The sequence below is a fragment of the Bacteroidia bacterium genome, from assembly GCA_033391075.1.
Taxonomy (GTDB): Bacteria; Bacteroidota; Bacteroidia; order J057; family J057; genus JAWPMV01.
This window is the reverse complement of sequence record JAWPMV010000001.1, coordinates 2989112-3003587: the sequence shown is the minus strand read 5'-3', so window position 1 is coordinate 3003587 and position 14476 is coordinate 2989112. Positions and strand designations below refer to the sequence as shown.

Here is a 14476-nt window from a genome sequence, read left to right as displayed (position 1 = left end):
GTAGATATAGAGCTACTAAGCATTAGGCGAAATACTATATAACTGTAGTAGACCTACCACTGAAACAGAGTGATTTCAAAAGCTTGATTTGTCCAGGATCAGGAGAAAATTCAAACTTTCTTTAGCCCTCAAAATTATTTTCTCAGGGAGGAGTTGTGTAAATTTGCCTCATATTTCAACAAAAGAATATGAAGTTTTACGCTCAGCTTTCCTTACCAACTTTCTTTCTGCTAGCCCTCCTGATTAGCTGTAATACCACCAAAGAATCTGAACTATATTTTCAGGAGATGATGGAAATTCATCATCAGGATATGGTAGTATGGGGGGAAATTTACGGACTTAAAAAGACCATCAAAGATGAGTTGGCTTCGATGGAAAATATGCGTCTTGAAATGCCGGAGGAGGTAGATAGCCTAAAGCTCAAAACATATGCGGAAACCATCAGCCAATTAGAATCAGCGGATGAAGCTATGAATGTATGGATGGCAGATTTTAAGGCGCCTTTGGACAAAACGGAAGAAGAAGCGATGGCTTATCTGAAAGAAGAAATGGAGAAAATGCAGAGCATGGGTAAAGAAGTAGCCGATGCGGTTGCTGCTGCTAAAGATCTCCTAAATACTAATAAAGAATAATGAGAAATATTTCAATTGTTTGTGCTTTCTTTTTGCTCCTTTTTTCCTGCTCAGAGTCTGAGTCAGAACCCAGAGAATTGCCTTTTCTGGGGATGGCAGAAGAAGGAGAACATTATGTAGTTCCTCCTTTTTCATTTTTGGATCAGGAAGGTGCAGAAATTACGGAATCCTTAGTTGAGGGAAAGATTCATGTAGTTGATTTCTTTTTTACCTCATGTCCCGATATCTGTCCCAAAATGAATCAACAAATGCTCCGAGTTTATGAGGAATATGAGCAGGACAATGAGATTGTGATACTTTCCCATACCCTTGATCCCAAAAGAGATACAGTTGAAGCCCTTAAAGCTTTTTCTGAAGGCTTGGGGGTTTCCTCGAGTAAATGGAAGATGCTAAGCAGCCCGGATCATGACTATGTGTTTGAAGTTTGTAAAAGCTATATGATTGCTGCAGGTCCTGATGAGAGTATCATAGGAGGGATTTTTCATAGTGGTAAGTTTGTGCTACTTGATCAGGAGAGAAGAGTTCGGGGATTTTATGAAGGAACAGATGAAGCAGAAGTTGATAAGCTGATCAAAGACATCAAATCCCTGAAAGCCGGAGCCCCAAAAGGAGCCTGATATGAAGACGATCCTTTGGCTTATTTGGCCCCTAATCATATTGGCTGGTCTGCTGATTTACCGATATACCTCTGGAGAAAAATATGGTGCAGGTAAAGCCCTGTATGCAAAACACTGCGCCTCCTGTCATATGGTAGATGGTAGTGGCCTAAGAGGAGTGATTCCTCCCTTGGCACAAGCAGATTATGTAAATGAACATAAGGCTGATTTGGCTTGCCTGATCCGATACGGGATGGAGGGAGAAGTTAGGGTAAATGGGAGAACTTATAATAGGCCTATGTATGGGCATGCAGATATCAAGGAAGTTGAAATTCGAAATATCATCAACTACATCAAAAATGCCTGGGGAAATGAAGGTGAAGAGCTCGCCTTCAAGGATATTGAAGCGGCACTGGAAAATTGTCCAGATACGCTAGCTGTACCTATTCCCTAACTTAGCGTACGAAGCGCACTTCAGTAATTAAGCCATCTACCACTGTATAAATAGCAGCGGCTTTTATGACTTGACCATTTGGGAAACCTGTTACATTTTCCTGATCTATTACCACATTACCCATCACGATTCTATTGACGAGTTCACAATGGAGTTCAGGAGTATTCTCAAACATCCCACTATAGCCTGGACGCATCTTATCTATGCCTTGATACATCAACTTATCCGGATAGGAATATACTTTTACATCCGGATGATAACAGGCCAAAAAGGCTTCAATGTCTCTTGCATTGTAAGCATTTAACTGTCTCTGTGCCAATGCTTCCGGGCCATTGTCCAGAAGTTCATTGGGAACATAGCTTTTCCCTCTTACTATCACTTTTTCAGCTGATGATAAGATGCTTAAATCCTCTAAAGGATTGCCAGAAAGCAAAACAAGATTCGCTGAATGGGCTTTTGCAATGATGCCTTGCTTTTCGTCCCCCATCATCTTCCCTCCATTGACGGTTGCAGCTTGAAGGATTTCTGCATTGCTGAGGCCGGCTCTTTTCATGGCTCGCAATTCTTCAAAGTAACTGGAAGCATGTAAGGTGCCGATATTACCTGCATCAGTCCCTACTACTACATTGACTCCTGCGTCCCACAATTTCTTAAGATTTCTCCCCATCAATGCTTCATCTTTTCTGGGCACATAATCCATTTTTCGGAGTCGCTGTATATAAGAAGGCAAATCTGCTTCGGCTATATGTTGAAGATCCTGTATATCTCCTATAGTATGAGGGTTGGCATATTGAAAATCTTCTTCAGTAAAAGGATAGGATTTGGAGAAAGCCTTATTGTAATTATTGCTGACAATCAGGGTAGGGATGTAGCTGACCTTGTTTTCCAACAGCAATTGGATAAATTCTTCATCGACCTCTTTATCATCTACACTATGAACCAATATATCTGCCCCTGCTTTTACGGCTAATTTTGCGGTATTAAGCTGGGTGGCATGAACGGCTACTTTTATTCCATTTTTATGGCTCTCATCTATGGTAGCTTCTATAATGGGTAAATTGGATTCGGCCGTTTGGCCTCTGCCAACGATGTACCAGATCTTGATAAAATCAGGTTTGAATGGAAGTTGTTTTTGAACCAATGCCCGCGCTTCCTCAGGCGTATTTATCTTGACAATAGGGGGATCATCAAGCTTAAATGCATCCGGTTGATAAGTAGAAATCAGCGGGCCGGTAACAAATAATTTAGGGGCATTTTCCAGCGCATCGGCCTGATCCCTGGTTTTGTAGTTTTGCATAGGGCCTCCCACATCACATAAATGGGTAATTCCTGCTGCTGTATATCTTTTCATCAGATCATCCGCATGTTCTCTCAACCAGTTTTGTTCCTCTTCATAAGGCACTAGTTTCCTGAGATCCAGGGCATCGGGTCGAGTGTAAATCCCTCCAGATTGAAAAAAGTGGACATGGGCATCTATCATGCCATGCATGAGGTATTTTCCTTTTGCCTCTAGAATTTCTGTGGATTTCGGTAGGGTATTTTCATTTACCTTGCCGATTTTCTGGATAATCCCATTGGAAATATGAATGGAAACAGGCCCTTCTACTTTGCCTTTTTCGGCATGAACGATCTGTACATCTTTGATAAGAATATCATCTTGTGCCCATCCCAAATGGAAAAGAAAGGCCCATAGTAAAAGGCTTAAAGCAGTAGTTTTCATAAGAAGAATTGAGATAGAGAAAAAGGAAAAGAGAGGATCAGGCTTCACTAATCATCTCATAATTCAATAAGATTTTGAGTAAGATATCATCCGATCCGCTTTCAGCCTCTTTGACCCAGTGTGTGATTTTTTCTCGTGCATCTTCTGGATACGGATACATCTTATAGTAATTCCAACTTGAGAAATGATTGGCACTATGGTATAGGGTTTCCTTGGTGTATTCAGGATTTGAAGTTAATACGTCTATTGCATAAGCTCTGGCTTCGAAATGGGCCCTGAAAGGAGCCGGGATAGGAAGCAGAAACAATAGGAATAGAAGGGCCCACCATCCCAACCAGGGAAAGCTGAAAACGCCTATGGCCAAAATTTGTGGGAAGAGATAAGATAAATTGAAAACAAAAGGACTCCATTTCGACATATCCATCACATGTACCATCTCATGCGCCAGAGTTCTCATAGCGCTTTCAGGTTTGGCATCTATGTAATGCCGATTTGGAAAATAAATGGTATTTCCGATGACGGTGGTATATTCAGAAAGGAAGGTAGGGCAGAAGCCCATAACGAATAGATTGAGCACTTGCATAAAGGGAGATTCGTCTTTGAAGCGAATCTTTAGCGGGTGGAGCTTGTTGAGCTCCTGGTACAATAACTCAAATCTATTCATGTAAACGTGTTTTCAATTAATATCCTATATTCTTTTGTTTAACGCAAAGTAATCATGTCTTGTTTCTTTAAAGACGCAAGATATTCGATAAGGTCTACAAGTTCTTCCTCTTTCATATTGACATGAAGAAAAGGCGTCATCAGAGATTCACTCATCAATTCTATGCTTTTTATGTCTTTTTTCTCAATCAATTGGTTGTTGCCTCCTGCCATGCGTAACATAATTTCTTTTTTTGTTTCGCTTGCCTTGTATCCCAAAAGTTGATTGCCATCTTTTTTGCTAATCAGGTAGCCTTCATATCCAAAACTGATGCCTGCACTCGGATTCATGATCGAGGAATAGAGAGCACCTTTGGGTAATTTATCTCCAATTTCTGAAAGATTGGGCCCAAAATCTATGCCTTCTCCATTAATAACATGACAAGTCGCACAATATGTAGCATAAACTTCCTTTCCATTGGAGGAATTTCCTTCTTTTTCTACCAATTCGGCGATGGGGGAAAGATTGGCATTTTTCTCGTCTATTTTGAGAAAGTCGGATGCAAAGTCCCGATAGGATTTTCTTCCTACAGACAAGAGCCTATTGGCCCCTGCTTGCCTTAGATCTTCCGGAAGCTTACTACCCTTGACCAACTCATATAGATCCTTTTGACCTAGCCAACTATTTCCCAGCTGATTCAAGGCTTCTATACGAATTTGCTGATGTTCATTTTTCTGGCTTGCAACCCGTTTGAGAATATCATCTGCCTGTTTATCATGCGCTTGGCCCAGCGCTTTAAGTACGGCTAATTTCTCGGCTCCTTTTTTTGCCGAAAGATCTGCCTGGAATAGGCCTAACATTTCAAACTTCTTTAATAAGAAAGTCGCTTGATTTCCCAAATCGCTACCCACATGTGTAAGCGCCATTTGGTAAACCCTCTTTCCTTCATTTTTCAAATTCAGTTTGCGAACCATATTCAGATAATTCTCTGTATCGTATTCTTTTTTGAGAATACGATTGAGATTCCTTCTGGCCTTCCCTTTACTTTTGATGAATGCGGGATCCATACTTGAAATAGCCAGGTAATCAAGTTGATCCTCATCTTTATGTTTGGATTTGAGTAAGCTTAGCAATACTTCATTTTTTTGTTCTCCTTTATGAAAATCAAAAGCCCGAAAATATCGCTCCGCTTCCCGATAGCTACCACTATTGAGAATCAAGCGTGCCAATAAAGGCTGAGCTGCCTGAGCTCTCGTTCGCCAGACAATATTTTTCCCAGCTCCCTGATTCCATTGATCTCCAACTTTGCTTTGCCAGGCTGCGAACCTTTGCTCTGCATCCAGATCACTCCCAATTCCCAATGCTTCCAGGTACCAGCGATCATTTGACTCTGCTTGCAAGGCCAAATCCGCCCAAAGCTCAGCTGCTGCGCTTCCTTTCATAAAACGCATCGCTATGAGGACTTCCCTTCTGACCTGCGGACTCGGATCATTGGCCAGTTTTTCTAAAATAGGGAAGAGAGCGATCCCATTTTGACGAGCTGCGCGTATGCCAGTTATCCGGATATCCGAATTTTGGTCCTGAATGGCTTCCTCTACATAGGCGGCTTCTTTCCCTTCGATTTTACTAAGCAGCCATAGGGCCCTTGCTCGTAAAACCGGATCCTTACTTGTCCATAATTTTCGAAGACTTGCTTCCGCAGCAGCTCCTTCTTTGTGAAGTTTTCTCCAGCCCCTGGACCTGATATGTAAATTGGGATTCTTTAAGGCCTCAATAGCTCCATCAATGGAAGTGAAATCATACTTTTTTGTTTTATACTTATGATCACGAGGAGCTAATCGATAAATCCGACCTTTAGCCGTATCACCCATCTGATGACCTCCCACGCCTGGATCATACCAATCGGCAATAAAAAGTGATCCATCTGGTGCTACACAAACATCCGAAGGCCTGAACCATTGATCTCTAATTCCTTTCATGAGATTTTGGACCTTAGCACTGTATCCAGCTCCACTTTTTTGAGTAGGATATGCCCGGAGTACATTGGGGCCCGCATCACAATGGATCATGCTGTTATGATAAGCTTCAGGCAAAAGATCGCCTTCATATAAAATTATTCCTGTGGGAGAGCCTGCACCTGTTTGGAGTAAATTAGGAACTACTCCGGGGTCATTGAGGTGCCAATGTTTGAGGGGGATTTCTTCATTCATGCCGGTCCGAAAGGCTCGCCAGGCAGCACCTGTGATTTCATTTTTGAAACCATAATTCCCATACTCCATCACATAATTGATCCGGGTTCCCTGATTCCCATCATCATCATTATCCGATTGCCATATCGTCCCAAAAGCATCCACTGCCAATTCATAATTGTTCCGGAAATTATAAGCAAGAACTTCAACATTAGTCCCATCTAAATCACAGCGAAAGATCATCCCCTGATTGAAGGGCTTTGTATTGGCAATCACGGGATAGCCATGGATATCTATAACTTGCTTTCCGTTTTTATCCAGCAATCTTTTCCCTTCATTGCCAAAATTGAAATACAATTTCCCATCCGGACCAAAGGTAAAGGAGTGAACCCCATGGTCATGTTGCTCTCCTCCTATGCCCTGAAACATTATTTCTTTAGAATCCGCTACATCATCCCCATCCGTATCTTTAAATACATACACATGCGGACTGACTGATACAATGACCCGGTCTTCCAATACACATATCCCTAAAGCTGAATTTATCTCCGGACCTTGATAAAATACCTTCGATTTATCTGCCTGCCCATCTCCATTGCTATCTTCCAAAATGACAATCCTGTCTCCAGCTTTCCTTTTGGGATTGTTTGGATTTAATTGGTTGCGATAGTTAAAAGCTTCGCACACCCAAATCCTACCTTTAGCATCTATATCAATATTTGTTGGATTTATGAGCATGGGCTCAGCAGCGAAAAGATGGGCTTGAAGACCTTCCGCTATATCGATCCCCTGGACGGCATAATCTGATTGCCGTTGTTCTTCCTTACTTAAACTTTCATATGCTTTCAGATTTTTCTTTTCCCCTTCTGAACAGGAGAGAGCTAGAAAAAGGAGAGAAAAAAAAAGAAAGTAGGCGGGTAGCAGTTTCATTTGAATTCGTTTTGTGTAGCAATGATTTTAAATATATCGAAAAGAATGAAAAGAATAGAGCCTTTCATACCTTATTAGGCGCTTCTGAACAAAGAGACTTCATATAGGTTATTTCATTTTTGTGAATCACATATATAGACTTAGCTTAGGCTTTTATTCAAATACCTCCTTCATGTCCACACTGCGAAAGATTGCCATTTTGGGTTCAACTGGATCTATTGGAACCCAGGCCCTCGAAGTAATAGAAGAGTTCCCCGATAGGTTTGCTGTGACGGTACTTACTGCACATAACCAATTTGAATTACTCATCAGTCAGGCCAAAAAGTTCAATCCTCGGCTGGTTGTAATAGGAAATGAAGAGCATTATGAGAAAGTGCAGGCAGCTCTGAAGGATACCGAAATCAAGGTTGCAGCAGGAGAAGGTGCTTTGGTTGAAGCAATGGAATTAGCCGAAACGGATATGGTTCTTACGGCAGTGGTGGGATTTTCGGGTTTGCGACCTACGGTACGAGCAATCGAATGTGGAAAAGATATCGCCCTGGCAAATAAAGAAACCCTTGTTGTGGCGGGTAGTTTGATAACGGACCTCATTGATAAGCATCAGGTAAAGATGATCCCTGTGGATAGTGAGCATTCAGCCTTATTTCAATGCATGGTAGGGGAAGAAGGAAATCCTTTAGAGAAAATATACCTTACAGCTTCCGGAGGACCTTTTAGAGGATTTAGTAAAGATCAATTGGCTAAAGTGACCAAAGCTCAGGCTCTGAAACATCCCAATTGGGAAATGGGAGCGAAAATCACCATTGATTCTGCCAGCATGATGAATAAAGGCCTGGAAGTAATCGAGGCCAAATGGCTCTTTCATTTGGAAAATGATCAAATTGACGTGATCGTTCATCCCCAATCCATCATTCATTCCATTGTACAGTTTGAAGATGGAAGTATGAAAGCTCAAATGGGCTTGCCTGATATGAAACTGCCTATTCAATATGCCATCGCCTATCCGGGAAGAGTAGAAAACCAGTTCAAGCGATTTGATTTCCTTGATTATCCTTCCTTGACTTTTGAAAGGGTGGATACTACAGTTTTTAAAAACCTGGCATTAGCCTACAGAGCTATGGAGAAAGGAGGCAATATCCCTTGTATTCTAAATGCTGCTAATGAAATTACCAATAAAGCGTTTCGGGATGAGCGGATTTCTTTTCTCGAAATAGGCGATATCAATGAGGCTGCAATGGAAGCAATTTCTTATGTCGAAAGCCCCACCTTGGAAGATCTATACGAAACAGATAGGATTTCCAGAGAATGGGTAAGAGAGAAGTTGAGATAAAACTTGGCAATGCCCTGCCATGGTCGTAAATTCGCCCTCCCCGAGCGAAGCCGTACATTCAATAATTATCCATGGCAAAACATACCTATAACTACGGATTGATAGGAAATTGTTCCTATATCGCAATGGTTGATACCAATGCGAACATTGGTTGGCTCTGCTGGCCCAAATTTGACTCCAGCTTTTTGTTTGGAGGTTTGCTCGATAAGGAAAAAGGAGGAGAATTCTCTATCCGACCTGCGACAGACAATTATAGCAGTATTCAATACTATCAGGAAAACACCAATATTTTGGTGACTGAATTTACCTGTGAGGATGGAAGCTTTAAAGTTGTAGACTTTGCACCTCGCTTTTTTCAGTATGAGAGGTACTACAAACCTTTATTGCTTTGCAGAAGGGTGGTTCCTTTGGAAGGGACTCCCAGAGTGAAAGTTGTATGCAGACCTGTAGGAGAATATGGAGAAGAAAAGCCCGAAGTCCTATTTGGGAGTAGCCATATTCGATATATCGGCTTGGAAAGGCAGGTTCGTTTGACTACCAATATTGCGCTCAATTATGTAGCAGAGGAAAAGGTATTCATTTTAAATGAACCTAAACACCTGGCACTTACCTGGGGAATTCCTTTGGAAGCAGAACTCGAATCTACCCTTGATAATTTCTATACCAAAACACGTAAATACTGGAGAAAGTGGGTGATGCGTACCAGTACCGGGCAATTCCATCAGGAAGCAGTAATCCGTTCAGCGCTCGTACTCAAACTGCATCAGTACCAGGATACAGGTGCCATCATTGCCGCAACGACTACCTCTTTGCCCGAATCTCCGGGAAGTACCCGAAACTGGGATTATAGATATTGTTGGATACGAGATACCCATTATACCCTTAAGGCATTGAATAGCCTGGGGCATTTTACGGAACTCCAACAATATGCCCACTATATAGAAAATATTGCGATCAACCTGGCGGATGATGAACGTTTTCAACCCCTTTATTCTATAACAGGAGGATCCAAACTGGTGGAGAAAATCATGGACCTGGAGGGCTATTTGGGAGAAAAGCCGGTTCGGGTTGGTAATCAGGCCTATGAGCACATTCAAAATGATGTCTATGGTCAGGTATTGGTTTCTCTTTTACCACTCTTTGTAGACATACGCCTGGTGGAGGAAAACAGAAGGGACTTGCTTCCTATGTTGATGAGAATACTCAAGCAGGTTGAAGCGACTATGTACGAACCGGATGCCGGTTTGTGGGAGTTCAGGAATAAAGCTCAGCAGCATAGCTATACCTTCCTATTTCACTGGGCAGGAGCCAATGCTGCTTTAAAGATCGCTGAGATGTTCAGGGATTTCGAGATGAAAGAACTGGCAGAGAAACTGATCAAAGAAGCTACAGAGCAATTGGAAAAATGCTTTGACGAGGAGAGAGGTGTTTATACACAGGCCATAGAAACCAAAAACCTGGATGCCAGTTTGCTGCAGTTGATCACCATGAATTATCTCGATCCTTCGAGTGAAAAAGCTCAGCAGCATGTCAAAATTCTGGAAGAGGAACTGAAAACCAAAGAAGGACTTTTTTATCGCTATAAGCATGCAGATGATTTCGGGGAACCGGAAACTACTTTTCTGATTTGTGCATTCTGGTATGTTGAGACCCTGGCATGCATCGGTCGGGTGGAAGAAGCCAAGGAGATCTTCGAACGCTTGATGACATATCGGAATCATTTAGGACTTCTAAGTGAGGATGTGGATGCTAAAACCGGCAGTCAGTGGGGCAATTTCCCTCAAGCATATTCTCATGTAGGTTTGGTAAATGCAGCTTTCGCCATTTCAAAAAGACTGGATACTCAAATATTTCTGTAAATTCCGAGCTTCCTTATAAAGGAAGAATGGGAAATATGCAGAGAAAACAGAGCATTTTGATTTTGGGAGCCCGAGCGCCCGTGGCTTTGGAATTATGTCGAAGTCTGGGGAAAAAAGGGCATATCGTCATAATGGCTGATTCTATGCGATTCCCCTTGGGGAGATGGAGTAAATATGCCCATGCTTATGTTAAACTTCCATCTCCCAATGCTTTCCCAAAACAATATGTTGATGCCCTGAGGAAAATACATCAGGAGCATTCAATTGATTTCTGTTTACCTACCTGTGAAGAAGTTTTCCATCTGAGTAAAGCTTTAGCCGAACTTCCTTTTTCTGTTTGGCTTGATCAAATCAGCCTCATGGATCGCCTTCACAATAAATGGACTTTTAGCCAATGGAAGGAAAGCCCCTTTTGTTTTCCCCAAACCCTATTGATGAAAGACTTTGAGAATTGGGAAAATAGTAAAGAGTATGTGTTTAAACCTAAATATTCTCGTTTTGGAGAGCAAACCCTGATCAATCTCTCTGAAATGAAAGTGAAAGCTAAGCTAAAGCAAGCCAAAGACTGGATTGTGCAGGAGAAAATTGAAGGAGAAGAAATTTGCGTCTATTCTCTCTGGAAAAATGGAAAACTTCTGGCTTTTAGCATCTACAAATTGGCATGCAGACATAAAGGAGGAGCAGCTTTACTATTCCAGCCGCTTTGGAAGCAGAAAGTTTATGAAGCCGTGAGAAGTTTTGGAGAAAGTCTGAATTTCAGCGGTCAGCTTTCTTTCGACATGATACAGACAAAAGAGAAGATCTATGTGATTGAGTGTAATCCTCGCGCTACAAGCGGTTTACATTTGTTGGCTGATGGGATTGCAGCTGCGATAATAGATGAAGAGCCACACATTCTAACAGATCAGCAGAGGGCTCGCTCTTTAAAAACAGCTATTTTGTTTTCCAATCCATTTTATTTTACCCGGAAAGAAGTCAGAAGAAGCAAAGATGCCGTTTTTTCTTTGGAAGATCCCAAAGCCTTTTTTTTTCAAATATTAGGCTTGCTGGAATTCCTGTACCGGAGCCTTAGGTATAACATAAGTTTTACCCAAAGCATGACCTACGATATAGCTTTTGATGGACTTGGAGATTAAATATATTGATCGCCACAATCTGGGCGAACTGGATTGGGATCAATACCAGGATGGAGCCTATTATCGGAACCTCTTTGCCTTATTGATTGAAAAAGGAAGTCTGCATTTCATCTCAAATGTGAAGAATGATATTGGAATGCTGGCAATCGAGGATCGGCTTTATCCCATTGTTCTGGGAAATAGGGAATCCATTGCCCATCGATCTTATGTCGCTTCTCTCTATAGTCAATATGTCTCTTATGGAAAGCGGGAGATTGAATTGGAGTTCAAGCAGCCAATCCTCAGATTTTTAGGGAAAGCTCTGCTGTCCGCAATTGCCCACTTGTGTTCCTTTTCGAATCTGGATGAAGTAGTCTTTGTCAATAATTGGTTGCTATCAACTAATCTTTATCCTAAACAAATCCCTTTCAGGCATCTTGAGTTACTTCAGGCATTTCTTAAGCATAAATTCCCTCATAAAGCCATTTGTTTTAGGTCCCTTAATCCCTTTTTGAATCAAAACCTGATCGAGGAATTACAGATGCTAGGATTTGAAGAAGTATTTAGTCGAAAGGTTTTTCTGGCTTCAACTGAGCCACCAAGAGCGTATCGGAAAAAACGAAACTTTGGGCATGACCTCAGGCTCTTTAATAAGCAAAAAAATCAATTGACCTGGACCCAAATTAAACAACCTATAGAAGGAGAAATCAATCGGATTCGAGAACTGTATCAGGAACTATATCTGGGAAAGTATGCACAGCTGAATCCTAACTTCACAGCTGATTTTTTCAGGCATTTGATAGGCAATGGCATTTTAAGCCTTTATGTGCTGAAAGAGCGGGAGGATATAGTTGCAGTCCTGGGCTATTTCCTATTTGCCGGAGTTCAAACGGCATCCGTGATTGGGTATGATAGGACTATTTCTAAAAGGAAAGGCTTGTATCGACTTATCAGTCTTAAAATCGTCGAACTCGCGGAGGAAAACAAAGCCGTCATACATGCCAGTTCTGGAGTTTCTGCTTTCAAAGCAAGTAGAGGCCTTACAGCTTTTTGGGAATATAATCTGATAGACTGGTCGGGAGTCAAAAAGAAAGAAAGGATTAGTTGGAAAGCCTTGAAATTTCTGGCAAATGACATTAGCATTCCTCTCATGAAAAAATTGAATATATAGGCTCGGTTATTCTTATTTATTGCTGCTAGAAATGCCTAGATTTGGATCACAAACCTAAAAAAGCTCCTCATGCGCTTAACCAGCCTTATCATTTTACTCTTCTTTTTTTGGATTCCTAAACAAAGTCATGCACAAACTTTGGAAGAATTGTTGGAAATTCTGGATGAGGAATACCAGGCCGAGAATGCCTTCCACACCACTGAATATGTTGCGCAATTTTGGCGGCTAGCAGGAAACCCGGGCTTTGACTCAAGCATTTATCGAGTAGAGTCAATTCTTCAAGCTGCTGGATATCAAAAAGAATCTCCCGATGCACGTTTGAGCTATCGGATAGAAAAATATCCTTTGAGAGGACCGGTTTGGGAGCCCATAGATGCCACAGTTTTTATAGAAGGTGAAGAAAAGGCTTTGCTCAGCTTCAAGACCAATCGAAATATGTTGGCAATCAATAGTTTCTCTACTCCTGAGACAGGGATTAGTGCAGAAGTAGTCTATGTGAAAAATTGCTCGGCTAAAAGCCTTGATTCTCTGGATCTGAAAGGAAAGATTGTTTTTACGACTTGTGGGACGGGAAGAATATTTGGAGCTGCTGTACAAGAAAGAGAAGCGATAGGGGTAGTTAGCTATAGGATCCCTTTTTATAACCGTCCGGAAAGTCATCCGAATTCCATTTCATTTGGTGGTATGCCTTATGATGCCGAAAAGAAATCTTTTGGAATCAAGCTTTCTTTGGCTGCAAAGAAAAGGTTGGAGTCGAGTTTGAAAAATGGGAAAACCCGATTACAGGTTTTTATAAAATCCCGTTTTGTAGAAGCTCCGGAATTGACCTTGATTGCCGAAATCAAAGGGAAGAAAAATCCTGAAGAAAGATTTGTCTTTAGCGCGCATGTCCAGGAACCGGGAGCCAATGATAATGCAAGTGGAGTAGGGGCTCAGGCCGAAATGGCCAGAACTGCAGCTGCTCTTGTTCAAGCTGGTAAAGTTGATCCTGACCGAAGCATTACCTTCCTATGGGGGGATGAAATTCGCTCGACTAATAGATACATTGAGCAGGACATGGAAAGGAGTCAGCATATCAAATGGGGAATCAGTTTGGATATGGTTGGAGAGGATACCGAAAAAACAGGAGGAAGTTTTCTGATAGAAAAAATGCCTGATCCTTCTGCAATTTGGACGCGTGGAGAGGACAAGCATACCGAATGGGGAGCCAGTGAAGTCTACGAGAGCCAATTTAATCCTCATTATTTCAATGACCTCATCGAGCACATATGCAGAGCAAGAGCACAAAAAAATGGCTGGATTGTAAAAACAAATCCCTTCGAAGGGGGAAGCGACCACCAACCTTTTCTGGATGCAAAGATTCCCGGCTTATTGCTCTGGCATTTTACAGATGTGTATTACCATACCGATGGCGATCTGATTGATAAAGTTTCTGCTAAGACCCTCAAGAATGTAGGAATCTCAGCTTTGGCCAGCGCTTTGTTTTTAAGTCAGGAAGAAGAAGCAAGAGCATTCGAAATTCTTCAAATTGTCGAAAAGGCTGCTTTAAAACGCATTGCAATCGAAGGGAAGCTTTCCCGCGAAAGTGTTGCCGGGGGTTCTGCCGTATATGAAGAGCGCGAAATTTTATGGGCATGGGGCTATTGGTATAGTAGATTGCTACCAACGGTAAGTGATGTTTTGAGTGCTAAACCCAATGGCCGCTTAAAAAACGAGATCAGGAAGAGTATTAAAAAAATTGGAGATGCAGTAATAGCTGAAATGAGCAATCTCGAATAATTTTCATTTTTTTTCTCCTCAACTGTGATTTATTTACTGTAGCTGCGAATAGTGTAGT

Annotated in this window: 11 protein-coding genes; 8 read left to right on the top strand and 3 right to left on the bottom strand. The window is 41.7% G+C overall.

Translation table 11 applies throughout. The features are described from left to right. Window positions 1-188: 188 nt before the first annotated feature. Genes R8P61_12140 through R8P61_12130 form a run of 3 tightly spaced genes read left to right on the top strand, consistent with a single transcriptional unit; the run spans window position 189 to window position 1682 of the window. Window positions 189-632: a hypothetical protein gene (locus tag R8P61_12140; GenBank protein ID MDW3647809.1), complete on the top strand. Its 444-nt coding sequence runs from the start codon at window positions 189-191 to the stop codon at window positions 630-632. Then, window positions 632-1249 (top strand): SCO family protein, encoded by a 618-nt coding sequence (locus tag R8P61_12135; GenBank protein MDW3647808.1) that lies wholly within the window; start codon window positions 632-634, stop codon window positions 1247-1249. The genes R8P61_12140 and R8P61_12135 overlap by 1 nt, the downstream gene beginning before the upstream one ends. 1 nt (window position 1250) lies before the next feature. Beyond that, complete coding sequence (locus tag R8P61_12130; protein MDW3647807.1) at window positions 1251-1682, top strand: cytochrome c; 432 nt, start codon at window positions 1251-1253, stop codon at window positions 1680-1682. A 1-nt stretch (window position 1683) separates the two neighbouring features. On the opposite strand, the gene R8P61_12125 is transcribed toward R8P61_12130, so the two are convergent. From R8P61_12125 to R8P61_12115, 3 genes are read right to left on the bottom strand one after another with little or no spacing between them, the layout of a single operon-like run. Next, entirely contained in the window at window positions 1684-3402 is a 1719-nt protein-coding gene (locus R8P61_12125; GenBank protein MDW3647806.1) for an amidohydrolase family protein, read from the bottom strand. A 37-nt stretch (window positions 3403-3439) separates the two neighbouring features. Continuing rightward, entirely contained in the window at window positions 3440-4066 is a 627-nt protein-coding gene (locus tag R8P61_12120) for a hypothetical protein (GenBank protein ID MDW3647805.1), read from the bottom strand. 38 nt (window positions 4067-4104) lie between these two features. Beyond that, the gene (locus R8P61_12115) at window positions 4105-7164 is read right to left on the bottom strand and encodes a c-type cytochrome (GenBank protein MDW3647804.1); all 3060 of its coding nucleotides are present in this window, start codon (window positions 7162-7164) and stop codon (window positions 4105-4107) included. A gap of 172 nt (window positions 7165-7336) precedes the next feature. Here R8P61_12115 and R8P61_12110 point away from each other — a divergent pair, with 172 nt between their 5' ends. The 5 genes from R8P61_12110 to R8P61_12090 all read left to right on the top strand — a co-directional run bounded on the left by R8P61_12110 (window position 7337) and on the right by R8P61_12090 (window position 14418). Beyond that, complete coding sequence (locus tag R8P61_12110) at window positions 7337-8494, top strand: 1-deoxy-D-xylulose-5-phosphate reductoisomerase (GenBank protein ID MDW3647803.1); 1158 nt, start codon at window positions 7337-7339, stop codon at window positions 8492-8494. Between the two features lie 71 nt (window positions 8495-8565). Then, entirely contained in the window at window positions 8566-10353 is a 1788-nt protein-coding gene (locus R8P61_12105) for a glycoside hydrolase family 15 protein (protein ID MDW3647802.1), read from the top strand. Between the two features lie 35 nt (window positions 10354-10388). Further along, the gene (locus R8P61_12100) at window positions 10389-11489 is read left to right on the top strand and encodes an ATP-grasp domain-containing protein (GenBank protein ID MDW3647801.1); all 1101 of its coding nucleotides are present in this window, start codon (window positions 10389-10391) and stop codon (window positions 11487-11489) included. Then, window positions 11473-12639, top strand: coding sequence for a hypothetical protein (locus R8P61_12095; protein ID MDW3647800.1), 1167 nt, complete (start codon window positions 11473-11475; stop codon window positions 12637-12639). Before R8P61_12100 ends, R8P61_12095 begins: the two co-directional genes overlap by 17 nt. A gap of 69 nt (window positions 12640-12708) precedes the next feature. After that, window positions 12709-14418 (top strand): M28 family peptidase, encoded by a 1710-nt coding sequence (locus R8P61_12090; protein MDW3647799.1) that lies wholly within the window; start codon window positions 12709-12711, stop codon window positions 14416-14418. Window positions 14419-14476 lie beyond the last annotated feature (58 nt).

Excerpts from the sequence above, each read along its gene's own strand:
- R8P61_12125 (MDW3647806.1), bottom strand. The coding sequence starts at position 3,402 with ATGAAAACTACTGCTTTAAGCCTTTTACTATGGGCCTTTCTTTTCCAT.
- R8P61_12110 (MDW3647803.1), top strand. The coding sequence starts at position 7,337 with ATGTCCACACTGCGAAAGATTGCCATTTTGGGTTCAACTGGATCTATT.
- R8P61_12095 (MDW3647800.1), top strand. The coding sequence starts at position 11,473 with ATGGACTTGGAGATTAAATATATTGATCGCCACAATCTGGGCGAACTG.
- R8P61_12140 (MDW3647809.1), top strand. The coding sequence starts at position 189 with ATGAAGTTTTACGCTCAGCTTTCCTTACCAACTTTCTTTCTGCTAGCC.
- R8P61_12090 (MDW3647799.1), top strand. The coding sequence starts at position 12,709 with ATGCGCTTAACCAGCCTTATCATTTTACTCTTCTTTTTTTGGATTCCT.
- R8P61_12105 (MDW3647802.1), top strand. The coding sequence starts at position 8,566 with ATGGCAAAACATACCTATAACTACGGATTGATAGGAAATTGTTCCTAT.
- R8P61_12100 (MDW3647801.1), top strand. The coding sequence starts at position 10,389 with ATGCAGAGAAAACAGAGCATTTTGATTTTGGGAGCCCGAGCGCCCGTG.
- R8P61_12130 (MDW3647807.1), top strand. The coding sequence starts at position 1,251 with ATGAAGACGATCCTTTGGCTTATTTGGCCCCTAATCATATTGGCTGGT.
- R8P61_12120 (MDW3647805.1), bottom strand. The coding sequence starts at position 4,066 with ATGAATAGATTTGAGTTATTGTACCAGGAGCTCAACAAGCTCCACCCG.
- R8P61_12135 (MDW3647808.1), top strand. The coding sequence starts at position 632 with ATGAGAAATATTTCAATTGTTTGTGCTTTCTTTTTGCTCCTTTTTTCC.
- R8P61_12115 (MDW3647804.1), bottom strand. The coding sequence starts at position 7,164 with ATGAAACTGCTACCCGCCTACTTTCTTTTTTTTTCTCTCCTTTTTCTA.